Annotated in this window: 12 protein-coding genes; 3 read left to right on the plus strand and 9 right to left on the minus strand. The window is 70.1% G+C overall.

Annotated features, from left to right (window positions below; translation table 11 throughout):
• Positions 1–58: 58 nt before the first annotated feature.
• Positions 59–559, minus strand: a complete 501-nt coding sequence (locus AC0KS4_RS23345; RefSeq protein ID WP_238957094.1) for a methyltransferase family protein — start codon at positions 557–559, stop codon at positions 59–61.
• A 140-nt stretch (positions 560–699) separates the two neighbouring features.
• On the opposite strand from AC0KS4_RS23345, the gene AC0KS4_RS23350 reads away from it, so the two are divergent.
• Complete coding sequence (locus tag AC0KS4_RS23350; protein WP_238957095.1) at positions 700–1,290, plus strand: TetR/AcrR family transcriptional regulator; 591 nt, start codon at positions 700–702, stop codon at positions 1,288–1,290.
• Here the strand turns inward: AC0KS4_RS23350 and AC0KS4_RS23355 are convergent.
• From AC0KS4_RS23355 to AC0KS4_RS23375, 5 genes are all read right to left on the minus strand, one after another.
• Positions 1,287–2,105, minus strand: coding sequence for a crotonase/enoyl-CoA hydratase family protein (locus AC0KS4_RS23355; RefSeq protein WP_225330269.1), 819 nt, complete (start codon positions 2,103–2,105; stop codon positions 1,287–1,289). The genes AC0KS4_RS23350 and AC0KS4_RS23355 overlap by 4 nt on opposite strands.
• An 83-nt stretch (positions 2,106–2,188) precedes the next feature.
• Complete coding sequence (locus AC0KS4_RS23360; protein ID WP_225330258.1) at positions 2,189–3,598, minus strand: WS/DGAT/MGAT family O-acyltransferase; 1,410 nt, start codon at positions 3,596–3,598, stop codon at positions 2,189–2,191.
• A 44-nt stretch (positions 3,599–3,642) separates the two neighbouring features.
• Entirely contained in the window at positions 3,643–4,848 is a 1,206-nt protein-coding gene (locus AC0KS4_RS23365) for an alpha/beta hydrolase (protein ID WP_225330257.1), read from the minus strand.
• A gap of 167 nt (positions 4,849–5,015) precedes the next feature.
• Positions 5,016–5,678: a class I SAM-dependent methyltransferase gene (locus tag AC0KS4_RS23370; protein WP_225330256.1), complete on the minus strand. Its 663-nt coding sequence runs from the start codon at positions 5,676–5,678 to the stop codon at positions 5,016–5,018.
• A 227-nt stretch (positions 5,679–5,905) separates the two neighbouring features.
• A complete protein-coding gene (locus AC0KS4_RS23375) occupies positions 5,906–6,634 on the minus strand; it encodes an alpha/beta fold hydrolase (protein ID WP_238957411.1) in 729 nt (242 codons plus the stop codon).
• 153 nt (positions 6,635–6,787) lie between these two features.
• Between AC0KS4_RS23375 and AC0KS4_RS23380 the strand changes: the two genes are divergently transcribed.
• A complete protein-coding gene (locus AC0KS4_RS23380) occupies positions 6,788–7,687 on the plus strand; it encodes an alpha/beta hydrolase (RefSeq protein ID WP_238957096.1) in 900 nt (299 codons plus the stop codon).
• Between the two features lie 7 nt (positions 7,688–7,694).
• Here AC0KS4_RS23380 and AC0KS4_RS23385 read toward each other — a convergent pair whose 3' ends face one another.
• The 3 genes from AC0KS4_RS23385 to AC0KS4_RS23395 are packed head-to-tail and all read right to left on the minus strand — an operon-like array spanning position 7,695 to position 11,232.
• Positions 7,695–9,008, minus strand: a complete 1,314-nt coding sequence (locus AC0KS4_RS23385) for an amidohydrolase family protein (RefSeq protein ID WP_238957097.1) — start codon at positions 9,006–9,008, stop codon at positions 7,695–7,697.
• A complete protein-coding gene (locus AC0KS4_RS23390; RefSeq protein ID WP_238957098.1) occupies positions 9,002–10,192 on the minus strand; it encodes a CoA transferase in 1,191 nt (396 codons plus the stop codon). The genes AC0KS4_RS23385 and AC0KS4_RS23390 overlap by 7 nt, the downstream gene beginning before the upstream one ends.
• 23 nt (positions 10,193–10,215) lie before the next feature.
• Positions 10,216–11,232 carry a MaoC family dehydratase gene (locus AC0KS4_RS23395; protein WP_238957099.1) on the minus strand — a complete coding sequence of 339 codons (1,017 nt, stop codon included), beginning with the start codon at positions 11,230–11,232 and terminating at the stop codon, positions 10,216–10,218.
• Between the two features lie 132 nt (positions 11,233–11,364).
• On the opposite strand from AC0KS4_RS23395, the gene AC0KS4_RS23400 reads away from it, so the two are divergent.
• Positions 11,365–12,510 (plus strand): acyl-CoA dehydrogenase family protein, encoded by a 1,146-nt coding sequence (locus AC0KS4_RS23400; protein ID WP_238957100.1) that lies wholly within the window; start codon positions 11,365–11,367, stop codon positions 12,508–12,510.
• The last annotated feature ends 10 nt before the right edge of the window (positions 12,511–12,520 follow it).

Raw genomic sequence — 12,520 nt, forward strand, 5'->3', positions numbered from 1 at the left:
GGTGAGGGGTGGGACGGGAAACCCGAGTGCGATCGGTGCCGGGCGCTCCGCGACGGCCTCAGCAACGAGCGGGCGGATCCCAGGCCGAGACCCGCGGGAACCAACGCGGCACGTTGCTCCGGTAGTCCACGTATTCGCCGCCATAGCGCTCGGCGAGATGGGGCTCCTCCCAGAACCGAATGGCGATCGCCTGGAACGTGAAAAAGGTTGCGAGCCAAAGCAATAGCGGGCCCGAGGCGATGATGGCCGCCTCGCCGAGCAGGATGCACAGTACGCCGGTGATCATCGGGTTCCGCACGTGCCGGTAGGGACCTCGCACCACCAGATGGACCGGCTCCCCCATCACGTTGCCCAGCCCGAGCGTGCCCTCGCCCACCCGGTCAAACAGCACGTTGGTCCAGATCATCAGGGCCACACCGGCGGCGATCAGTATGCAGCCGAGCGTGATCAGACCGATCGTCGGCGCCGCACCCAGGTGCGGCGCGCGCACGCCTGTCGGCCCGACGATCAGGGCCGGCACCACGAGCGTCACCATCGCCGGGAACAGCAGGACCGACATCAGGTGTCGCCACCACAGGCGTCGCCGCCTCCTCGTCACCATGGGAGACCTCCTCTATCGAATACTTCAACCTCCGTTCAAGAACTAACGTACGCCGCACGACGGCATTCGCCAACGCTTGTTGAAGTATTGTGGTGCGCATGCCAGCTGCGCGGCGCGCCGGCCGGTGGCGCACCGGTCAAGTGAACAGACAGCGCATCATCGACGCCGCACGTGAACGCTTCATGCGCGACGGGTACGAGCGGGCCACCGTCCGCGCGATCGCGGCCGACGCCGGTGTGGACGTCGCGATGGTCTACTACTTTTTCGGCAACAAGGAAGGCCTGTTCACCGCGTCCACGCTGACCGGTCCCGAGCACCCCTTGCACCAGCTGGCCACGCTGCTCGACGAGGGGACCGAACGGATCGGCGAGAGGCTGGTGCGGCGCTTCCTCGAGCACTGGGAGCAAGGCGCCGTCTTCGAGCCGTTCCTGACGCTGTGGCGCTCGGCGGCGATCCACCCCGAGGCGCGAAAGGTGTTGCACGACAGCCTCGCCGGGCCGATCGCCAAGCGGGTCGCGGCGGAATTCGGGGTGGCCGATGCCGAGCTACGGGTCGAGCTGGTGGCCAGCCACCTGGCCGGGCTCGCTTTCGCGCGCTACCAGCTGAAGATAGAGCCACTCGCGTCGAGCACCGTCGAGGACCTGGTCGGCTGGCTGGGGCCGACGCTGCAGCGCTATCTGACCGATTAGGTGCCCGTCCACTTGGGCGGGCGCTTCTCGGCGAAGGCGATGGCGCCCTCCTTGGCGTCGTTGGAGGAGAACACCGGTGCCAGCAGCTTGTTCTGCTCGGCGAACATGGTCTCGGGGCTCCAGCCGCGGGACTCGACGATGATCTGCTTGGTGGCGGCCACCGCCAGCGGCCCGTTCGCCGCGATCTTCTCCGCCAGCTCGATCGCCGCATCCAGCGCCGACCCGGGGTCCGCGAGGACGTTGACCATGCCCAGCGCGTGCGCCCGCTCCGCGCTCAGGTTCTCACCCGTCAGCGCCAGTTCCATGGCGATCGCGGAGGGGATGCGCTGCGGCAGCCGCAGCAGCCCGCCGCCCCCGGCGACCAAGCCGCGCTTGACTTCCGGGATACCGAACGCCGAGTCCTTCGAGGCCACGATCAGGTCGGTCGCCAACGCCAGTTCGGTGCCGCCGGCCAGCGCGTAGCCCTCGACCGCCGCGATCAACGGTTTGACCGGCGGGCGCTCGGTGAAGCCCATCCCGCGGCCCTCGACGATGGGCAGCTCGCCCCGGGCGAAGGCCTTGAGATCCATGCCCGCGCAGAACGAGCCGCCCGCGCCGGTGAGGATGCCCACCGACAGGCCGGGTTCGCCGTCGAGCCGGTCGACGGCGGCGGCCAGGCCGTTGGCCACCGCGGAGTTGACCGCGTTCTTGGCCTTCGGCCGATTGATCGTGATGATGAGGATCCGGTCCCGCTGTTCGACCAGGACTTCGGGTTCGTTGGCCTCTTCGCTCACGGTGCTCCCTTGTTCGTCACGGTGCTGACTTGTCGGACCGATGGTAACGGTCGACGGGAACGGCGTTAACGTGCCGGCGAGATTCGGGTTACCGCCGGGCGCGGTCACCGACCGGGCCGGGCCGGTCAGGCCGGTGCCATCGCGGCTTCGACGGTGGTGAGCTTCTCCGAAAACCCTGCGGCCCTGCGTATTTCGATGAAGTCGTCGACCATGGCGTCGGTCACCTCGTGCGGATCCTTGCACGTGGCCCCGTCGGCGAGCACCGAGATGTTGAGCTGATCGACATAACTCCAGACGGTGATGTTGAGCCCGCTGCCGGCCGTCAACGGGCCCACCGAATAGATCTCGGTGACCAGTGCCCCGCCGACCCGGCCGCGCTCCCGCGGCCCCGGGACGTTGGAGATGTTCAGGTTCAGGATCCTGTTGTGGCCGTCGCGGCCGGACGCCCACCGGAAGAACGCCTGGGTGGGGCCGGGCGGCATGTAGGCCGCCCACCGGCTGACCAGCTCCGGCCCCATCAGCTGATTGCTTTCCTTGGCGGCGATGGCGTTCTCGTGGGCGCACCGCACCCGCTCGAGCGGATCGTCGGAATCGGTCGGTAGGCCCACCAGCACCCCGGTGAAACGATTGCCGGAGATCCGCTCGGGCGAGAAGTCGAAACTCATTGGCACCGACGCCAGCAACGGTTCGGCCTTGCCGTCGTAGCGCAACAGCAGGGTGCGCAACGCGCCCGTCGCCATGGCCAGGACCATGTCGTTGATGGTCGCCCCGAGCCGCTTGCCGGTCTCCTTGACGTCGGCCAGAGCCAGTGTGGCGGTGGCGAACCGGCGCTCCGGCGTGATCTTGTGGTTCATGAACGTCGGCGGCGGCTCGAACGGTCGCGTCAATTCCGGGGAGAATTTGCGCGCGCTGCGGCGCACCCGGCCCAAACCCTGTGCGGTGTAGCGGATGGTGTGAGGCAGCCGCCCGACGTGGCGGACGTGGTCGGCGAACGCCGAGGCCATGAGCTGTCGCGTGGTCGGGGGCGGGTCGCACATGTACGGTCCGCCCTCCGGGCACGGCTGCAGGTCCATGCCGCGGGCCAACAAATTCGCTGACGCGACGCCGTCGGCGAGCGCGTGGTGAATTTTGCCGACCACCGCAATCCTGTTGTTGGCCAACCCTTCCACGAAGTACATCTCCCAGAGCGGGCGGCTGCGATCGAGCGGGGTGCTGGCGATTTGCCCGATGGCCTCGTCCAGCTCGCGGCGACCCCCGGGCGGCGCCACCTGCCACGGGCGAATGTGATAGTCGAGGTCGACCTCGCAGTTCTCCCGCCACATCGGGTGGTGGAAGTTGAGCGGGACCTCGATGAGCTGGTAGCAGAACGGATCGAGCTTGTTCAGCCGGCCGGCAATGACTTGCCGGAACGCGTCGACGTCCAGGGAACGCCGATCGGCGTCCAGTTCGATGACGGCGGCCTTGATGGTGTGCATGTGCACGTTCGGCGTTTCGCTGTACAGCAGCACCGAGTCCCAGCCGCTAAGCCTCTTCACCGCCACCCCTTACCCATAGAGGGACAATACTCAGCGGCGCCGGGTCAGATAACCTCTTTTGCCCCGATCCGTGTCTTGGCGCGATAAACCTGGTTGAGGAACAGCGAGGCGACATGCGCGGCCGCGCCGGCGCGCTCGCCGTCGATGAGGTCGTATCCGTGGCCCGCGCCGGGCAACTCCAGGTAGCCGACCGTCGAATGCGACACCGTCCGCAGCCGTTCGACGAAGCTGCGCGCCTGCTCGACGGGGATGACGCTGTCCTTGCTGCCGTGAATCACCAGGAAGGGCGGCGCATTACGGTGCACCCGGGCGATCGGCGAGGCGGCCCGGAAAACCTCGGGGTGACGGGCGATCGATTTTCTGACCACCACCCGCTCCAGGAAGTCGACGAACCGCTCCCGCTCCGGCGTCGAGCGGTCCTCCCAGTCGTAGCGGCCGTAGATTCCGACGACCGCGTCCACCGACGTATCCGCACCCTCGGGCAGCTTCGCCTGATATTGAGGGTCATCGGCGGTCAGGCCGGCCAGCGCGCACAGGTGGCCGCCGGCCGAACACCCCGCTATCGCAACGAAATTGCGGTCACCGCCGAACTTGTCGACGTTGGCGCGCGCCCACGCGATGGCGGTTTTGACGTCGACGATGTGGCGCGGCCAGCGGTGGTGCGGCGCGACGCGGTAGTCGACCGCCAGGCACACCCACCCCTGCTCGGCCAGCCGTGACATCAGCGCGGACCCCTGACCCATGCACTTGCCATGCACCCAGGCGCCGCCGGGCAGGAAGATCAGGACCGGCGCGGGCTGGGCGGGCAAGTCGGCGCGACGCCAGACGTCGAGGACCTGCGCGGGGTGGTCCCCGTAGTGGACGCCGCGGCGATACAGGTGGCGGCGCTGCCGCAGGCCCTCCCAGATCGGCGGGGTCCGTTCGGCCGCCGGCCAATCCATTTCGAGATCCGCCGCCGACACGACGCCCCGCAGCGCAGCGAGGGAGACCTGCTGCGTGCTCTCCCGGTCCCGGCGCCGCGCGTCGTTGATCCCCGGGGTGAACCAGTCCTTGGTCGCCGCGGAAATCGCCGCCGGCGCGTGCCTGGCACCCCAGACACCCATGGCGGTCATCGCGGCCAGCGGCTCGAGGTGTTTGCCGACCACCGGCAGCGAGGCCCCGGCCTCGCTCAGCGCCAGCGCATAGTCGGCGGGCCCGGCCCGCAGCAACCATTTCACCCACGGTGTGATGCCAGGTCGGTTCGCCGTCATGTCGGGAACTGTACCCCCGGGTAGGTCGGCGAAACTGATGTTTCCGTGAACCGGCTATGGTTGCGATTTCGCTTTGCCCGGCGGGGTCGCTGAATGGGTTATTGACCCTGTCTGGAATGCATTTGGCGGTTCGCTGCGCGCGGCGGATTTAGCTGCGCGCGACACGCTCAGACCGCCGCCAGGCTGGCGATCACCCGGTCGCCGATCAGGCGGACGCCGGTCAGCGTCAGCCCCACCTGCGCGGCCAGCGCCGCGGCGCTGTCCACCCCGACGGTGGCCCAGCGAAACCAGGGCCCGACCTCGCACGACGACTCGAGGCGGACCCAGCGCGACCGGATGCCGATGGTCTCGGCTTCGAATTCGGCGATGCACCGCCCGCCGCGGGCCAACAGCTCGAATGCGCGCCCGAGAATGCGCAGCGGGTCCCCGCCCAGGCCGACGTTGCCGTCGACCAGTAGGACCGTCTGCCACAAGCCCGTTCCGGGCAGCTCCTCGAACACGTCCCCCAACAGGGCCGGCGCACCGCCGCGACCCGCCAGCTGGATCGCGGTCGCGGACCGGTCGATGCCGAGCGCGGGGATGCCCCGCTGGATCAGCCTCGCCACCAACCGCCCCGGACCGCAGCCCAGCTCGATGGTCGGCCCGGTGCACATCTGCGTGACGGCTTCGTCGAAAACCTCGTCGACGGCGTCATCGGCTACGCCGGAGCCGTTCGGGGGACATCGCACGCCCAGCCAGCGGTGCGCCGGCAGCGGCCGCAGTTCGCCGTCGTCATGACGGATCCAACATCGCTCCCCGCCGAGCGCCCGATCGTAAAGCTGCCCCAGCATGTCTCGCCCCTCGCGTCGCGGCCGATCGGGCGGCCTGCAGACGCTCGGCCCCAGGCGGGACGTTGCGAACACGAGCCGACAACCCCAACAAGCTGACGGCAAGCACGTTCGCCAGCATTGCACCGATACCCCGATCGCGGCCCGGTTAATCCACAGCGTTGTGGGCCCTGCGCGGACCCGTTAGGGCTACGTCGCAGCGCGTGATTCGGTTCGATAAATGTGTCGCGTCACCCGAACAGAAACGACTCCAGCAGCGCGTTCACCCGGGCGGGGTGCTCCAGCGCCGCGAGGTGCGCGACCCCGTCCAGCACGGCGAAGGACGCGGTGGGGATCGACTCGGCCATGGCCCGGGTTTCGGCCACCGGGAAGGTGGCGTCCTCCGCGCCGGCGACCACCAGCACCGGCGCGGTGACGCGCCCCAGCAGGGCGTGCTGGTCGGGGCGGGCCGACACGACGCTGCGCACCGCCCAGCGCACCGAATCGGTGTTCACCGCAGTCACGTTCGCCCGCACGGTCTCGACCACATCCGGGCGGGTGCGCAGCGTGGTCGGCCCCAGGAAGGCGCGGATGCTCGAGCGCGTCAGCGGCGGCCGGATGCCGCCGAGCATTTGCGCCAGCCACAGCATGGCCGCGTACTGAACCTTTTGCGCGACACCGGCTTTGGAGGCCGTGCAATTCATCAGCACGGCGCGGTCGACCCGGTCGGGGTGCAGGGCGGCGAAGGTGCCGCCGATCATCCCGCCCCAGGAATTGCCCACGAAGTGGGCCCGGTCGATGCCGAGCCCGTCCAGCAGGTCGACGACGCAACGCGCGCAGTCGGGAAAGCTGAACGGCCCGCTCAGCGGTGTGCTGCCGCCGTGGCCGGGCGGGTCGACGAGCACCAGGCGATGGCTGTCGCCGAAGCGTTCGGCCTGACCGGCCCACAGCTCGCCCGTCATCAGCAGGCTGGGCCACATCAGGACCGCGGGCCCGGCCCCTTCGCTCACCTGGACCCGAAGCGTCCCGAGGGCCGTGTCGACGAATCGCGTCGCGAGCTGGGGCACGCTGCCTCCCGGTGTCTGATCACTGATAGCTGTCCCTTGATTTTCCCCGTCAGTGATACTGGATCGGTGACGAACGACGCTGTTCATCCTGACCTGCAAAGACTCGCCCGCTTCGCCCCTCGGCGACTCGTCGGCCCCCGCACCCTGCCCGTCATGCGGAAAGCGATGGCCTGGCGGTCACGCCTGGGCAAGCCCGTCCGCGACGTCGAGGTGATCACCCTGGAGTCGGGTGCCGGGGTTCGGCTGTTCCGGCCCGCGGGCGTCAGCGAGCCGACGCCCGCGCTGCTGTGGATCCATGGCGGCGGATACGTGATCGGCGACGCCCGGCAGGACGACCGGTTGTGCAGCGGGTTCAGCAGGCGCCTCGGCATCACCGTCGCGTCGGTGGAATACCGCCTGGCCCCCGAACATCCGTATCCCGCACCGCTGGAAGACTGCTACGCGGCGCTGAGCTGGCTCGCCGGCCTGCCGTCGGTGGACCGGTACCGGGTTGCCATCGGCGGCGCCAGCGCCGGCGGTGGCCTCGCCGCGGCCCTGGCCCTGCTGGCCCGCGACCGCGCCGAGGTGAGCCCCTCGTTCCAGCTGCTGACCTATCCCATGCTCGACGACCGCAGTTCGGCCACCGCGCCCAGCGCGAACTACCGCCTCTGGGACAACCGCAGCAACCGATTCGGCTGGGACGCCTACCTGGGCAACGCGGACCCGCAGGTCGCCGTGCCGGCGCGGCGCGAGGACCTCAGCGGCCTGCCGCCGGCGTGGATCGGTGTGGGCACCCACGACCTGTTCCACGACGAGGACTTGGCCTACGCCGAACGACTCAAGGCCGCCGGGGTGCCGTGCCAGGTCGAGATCGTTCCCGGCGCCTTCCACGGATTCGACCTGATCGCGCCGAAACTTCAAGTGTCGCAACAGTTCTTCGGCAGCCAATGCGACGTCCTGCGCGCGGCGCTCGCACCGGCGTCCTGATCGCCGGTCACATCGCGAAGTACACCAGCTCGCCGCCGATCACGGTGGCGGCCACCATGCCGGCGTCGAGTTCCGCCAGCGCGGTCGCCGGCGGCTCACTGAGCACGCACAGGTCGCCCGGCTGCCCGGCGCGCACGGCGCGCGCCCGGTCCGGCTGATCCGCCCGGCCCAGAAACATCGTCAAAGCCGTTGACGGCGAGACACATTCGCCGGCGCCCAGAACGGCGCCGCTCGGTGTGGTGCGGTGCACCGCGGCACGCATCGCCGTCCACGGGTCGCCATGGCCGAACGGCATGTCGGTGGACAGCGCGACCGGCACGCCCGCGTCGCGCAGCGCCGCGACGCGCCACAGCTGATCGTGCTCGGCGGCGGGCACCTCGGCGAGGTACTGATCGCCGCGCTCGGCGACGAAGTTGGGCTGGGTGACGACGGTGACCCCGAGCTCGACGAGATCGGCCACGTTGTCGTCGGGCACCACCGCGGCGTGTTCGATGCGGTCCCGCGGGTGGCCACCGGCCGCGCGCAGGGCCGCGATGGTCACCACCAGCTGGGCGGCGGTCACGCAGTGCACGGCCACCGGTTGCCCCGTGTTGTGCTGCCGGGCAATCCATTCCGTGAGGCCGTCGAGGTCGAGGCGGTCGTCGTGCAGGATCTTCTTGCCCGGGGACAGGAAGCTGACCCGTGGCCGGAACTCGCCGCGGCCGTGCGCCGCCGAGAGCGAGGCCCTGTCGTCGGCGTCGAGGTCGGGGGTGGCATCGGTGACGCCGGTGACGCCGGTCGCCGTGATGCGGCGGCTGAGTTCGGCCAGGTCGGTTTCGCGCCGGTCGAGGGCCTGCGACCAGCCGTCGTCGGCGCTGCGCAGTCGGCCGTCGGGGTGTTCGGCCAGGCCGACCCGGCCCAGCGCCTCGGAGTTGAGGATCCACAGCGCACCGCTGCGGTGCTGGATGCGCACGGGAACGCTGCGGACCATCGCGTCCAGCGCGGTCCGGTCGAGTTCTCCGGCGACCGAATCGTGGTAGCCGACAGCGCGAATCCACCCGTCGGGCCCGGGCGTGGCGTTCGCCAATAACTGGGTGAGCTCGGCTTCGCTGCTGACCCCGGGCGGCCCGACGAAAAACGAATCGAGCGCCGAAGCCGCCGAGCGCAGGTGCACGTGGTGGTCGTGCAGCCCGGGCAGCACGGTTCCGCCGCCCGCGTAGAGCACACCCTCCCCCGCCCGGGGCGTCAGGCCCTCACCCGAGGGCGCCATCTCCTCGATCTGCGTGCCCACCCGGATGTCGGTCACGGTCCCATCCAGCAGGGTGGCCTGCCGAATCAGCATGACAGGCAACGCCTTTGGCCGACCAGCCGGCGCACCGCCCCGTTGTCGGCGCCCAGCCCGGACGCCGGTGGGGACGCCGGCGGAGCCGACGGCGGGGACACCGTCGCGGGCGAAACCGACGACCCGGTCGGCAGCCCCGCGTAGGTCGCGGCGACCGACGCCATGGACAGCCGGATCAACTCGCCCCCGCCACGCGCCAGGGACTCGGCCACCGCCAGGGCGGCCTGTAGCCCGGTCAGCGGGTCGGCGATGGCGTCGCCGCAGAACACCGGCCCCTCGTCGCTGGTCCCCACCAGGCCGCCGCCCACCGCGGCGTCGTCCCCGAATCCCGGCCTGCGGCCGTCATAGGCGGTGATTTGCAACCAGATTTGGCCCGGCCGCGGTGCGACGTCGTCCGGTCCGAGGCCCCGGCGCGCCAGCCCGGCCGGACGGGAGCCCTCGATGACGACGTCGCTGACGGTGAGGAGCTCGCGCAGTTCGTCGGTCTGGCTGTCGAAATCGAGTCCATAGCAGAGCTTTTCGTGGTTCATCCAGTCGAAAAAGGATTGGTCTCCGGCGCGGGTGCCGTCCGGGCGGCGCGGGCTTTCCACCTTGACGACCGTCGCCCCGGCGCGGGCCAGCAGCTGGCCGCACAGCGGGCCCGCCCACATCGACGACAGGTCGGCCACCAGCAGGCCGCGCGGCGCGCGCGCGGGCGCCGGCGGCCCGATTCGGCGCGTGCGGGGCGGCGCGGCCGTCACCTCGCCCAGGCCCGCCGCCGGGATGTCGAGCAGCGCCGCCCGCTCGACGATTTCGGGGACCACACGGGCGGCGACCCACCGTTGCAGCTGCGGCCACGGGTCGACGGCCACCTCGTCGGCCTGCAGCAGCGCGGGGACGGCGGCGAGGTCGTCGGCGCGCGAGAGGGTGAGCGCGCACCAGCCGTCCCGCGCCGCGAGCAGGCGGGTGGCGCCGCCGGGCGACACCCGGCCGGCGCGGGTCAGGCCCCGCAGGGCGGCCCGCCCGGTCAGCAGCCCGGCCGCGTCGACCTGCACGCCCCAGCGGCCGCCGATGGCCGCCGCCACCTCCTGCGCGCGGGGCAGCACACGGGCCCGGGAGAAGTCGGCGGGGCCGTCGGGCAGGCCCGTCAGGTAGGCCAGCCCACTGCTTCCCCAGGTGGTCGCTGCCGAGCTCACGCCCCCCATTGTGCTCGTGGCACGCATCGTCGTTAGAACTGCAGCGCGCGGAACCGCCAGTCCAGCACCGGCCGGTCCGGGCCCTCCTCCGCCTCGCCAACCGCATACACCAGCGACCGCAGCCCGAGCACTCCCCCGTGCTCGGTCGGTTCGGCAAATTCGATGTGCAGCTCGCTGTAGAGCGTGTCACCCTCGTGCACGGGGCCGGTGTGATCGCACGACTGCCAGCCCAGCACGGTGACCAGGTTGGGCAGCAGCCTGCAGGCCTGCGCGAGCGCCAGCCCGATGGTATGCCCGCCGTACACCAGCCGGCGTCCGCCGGCCCGCGAATCATGGTGGGTCGCAGCGATATTGAGGGTGAGCCGGGCGAGTTCGGGGGCGCCGGTGACGACGTCGGCGGTGCTGTGCAGCACCGAGCCCGCCTGGTCGGGGTCGAAGTGCGGCCCGGGCACCTTGGTGCGGAAAACCGCGGCGTCCCACTGGGCGGTCGGATCGTGGGCCGGGGCGGGCACGTCGGCGCCGATGGTGGACAGGTCGTCGTGCGGTGCGTTGTCGGGATCGAAATCCGGACCGGCGGGCAGCATGCCGCAGCGGTAGAAGTCGAGCACCAACTGGTCGGCCTGGTCGATCGTGATCATCCGCAGCGCCGCCAAGCCCGTTGGGGCGCGGCCCGGCTTGGGTGAATTGGCCCGCAGCCCAACCACTTCGGTGCGGGTATAGAGGGAATCGCCGATGACCGGGAACCGGTGAAACACCAGGCCGCGATAGAACAGGTTGGCCTTGACCCGCTGCGTCGCCAGCGTCGACTGGCCGATCGCCACGTCGCACACCAGCGCCGGGTGCGCCAGCGGCGCGGGCAGCCCCGTCACGGCCCCACACAGATCGGCGTCGAGCGCCAGGCGCAGCCTGTCCCCGACGATCGCCTGGTGCGCGCCCGCCAAGCCGGACGACAGCGTCATCGACGGCGCCCAGTCGAACACCTGCCCCACCGAGAGGTCGTCGAAGTACGGTCCACCCTCGCGAATCCGCGCATACCCGTCACTAGTCACAACGCCACATGCTGGCAGGCTGTGGAATCGAGGGTCAATCCGGATCAGGCCCCAACGTCGACTTGTCGTGCCGATTCTTGAGGTTTTGCCGACCAAGTCGACGTTCGGCGCGAATCGTTGAGGTGCTGACAGGTGAATGACGAAGAGGACATGCTGGTCGCCACGGTGCGGGCGTTCATCGACCGCGAGGTCAAGCCGAGCGTGCGCGAGGCCGAACACGCCAATGCCTATCCCGAGGCGTGGATCGAGCAGATGAAGCGGATCGGCATCTACGGGCTGGCCGTGCCCGAGGAGTACGGCGGTTCGCCGGTGTCGATGCCGTGCTACGTGCGGGTCACCGAAGAATTGGCGCGTGGCTGGATGAGCCTGGCCGGCGCGATGGGCGGGCACACTGTGGTCGCCAAGCTGCTGACGCTGTTCGGCACCGAGGAGCAGAAGCGGTCCTACCTGCCGCGGATGGCCAGTGGGGAGGTGCGCGCCACCATGGCGTTGACCGAGCCCGGCGGCGGCTCTGACCTGCAGAACATGGCGACCACCGCGCGCAGCGACGGCGCCGGCGCTCTGGTGATCAACGGGTCCAAGACCTGGATCAGCAACGCCCGCCGCTCCGGGCTGATCGCCCTGTTGTGCAAGACCGACCCGAACGCCACGCCGCGCCACACCGGCATCTCGATCGTGCTCGTCGAGCACGGGCCGGGCCTGACGGTGTCGCGGGATCTGCCCAAGCTGGGCTACAAGGGCGTGGAGTCCTGCGAGCTGTCCTTCGACGATTTCCAGGTGCCGCAAACGGCGATACTGGGTGGCGTTGCGGGCGAAGGCTTTTCACAGATGATGAAGGGACTCGAAACGGGGCGCATCCAGGTGGCCGCCCGCGCCCTGGGCGTGGCCACGGCCGCGCTCGAGGATGCGCTGGCCTACGCCCAGCAGCGGGAAAGCTTCGGGCGGCCGATCTGGCAGCACCAGTCGGTGGGCAATTACCTGGCCGACATGGCGACCAAACTCACCGCGGCGCGCCAGCTCACCCGCTACGCCGCCGAGCGCTACGACAGCGGTGAACGCTGCGACATGGAAGCCGGGATGGCCAAACTGTTCGCCTCCGAGGTGGCGATGGAGATCGCGCTGAACGCGGTGCGAATCCACGGCGGCTACGGCTATTCCACCGAATACGACGTGGAACGCTACTTCCGGGACGCGCCGCTGATGATCGTCGGCGAAGGCACCAACGAGATCCAACGCAATGTGATCGCCCGGCAACTGGTGACGCGGGGCGGGATCTGACCCGGGCTCG

The organism is Mycobacterium sp. NTMscope_MAC_12 (assembly GCF_976985675.1).

Coding starts and splice junctions, on each gene's coding strand:
- AC0KS4_RS23385 (WP_238957097.1), bottom strand. CDS start 9,008: ATGCTGATTCGGCAGGCCACCCTGCTGGATGGGACCGTGACCGACATC.
- AC0KS4_RS23345 (WP_238957094.1), bottom strand. CDS start 559: ATGTCGGTCCTGCTGTTCCCGGCGATGGTGACGCTCGTGGTGCCGGCC.
- AC0KS4_RS23370 (WP_225330256.1), bottom strand. CDS start 5,678: ATGCTGGGGCAGCTTTACGATCGGGCGCTCGGCGGGGAGCGATGTTGG.
- AC0KS4_RS23390 (WP_238957098.1), bottom strand. CDS start 10,192: ATGGGGGGCGTGAGCTCGGCAGCGACCACCTGGGGAAGCAGTGGGCTG.
- AC0KS4_RS23365 (WP_225330257.1), bottom strand. CDS start 4,848: ATGACGGCGAACCGACCTGGCATCACACCGTGGGTGAAATGGTTGCTG.
- AC0KS4_RS23350 (WP_238957095.1), top strand. CDS start 700: ATGCCAGCTGCGCGGCGCGCCGGCCGGTGGCGCACCGGTCAAGTGAAC.
- AC0KS4_RS23375 (WP_238957411.1), bottom strand. CDS start 6,634: ATGTGGCCCAGCCTGCTGATGACGGGCGAGCTGTGGGCCGGTCAGGCC.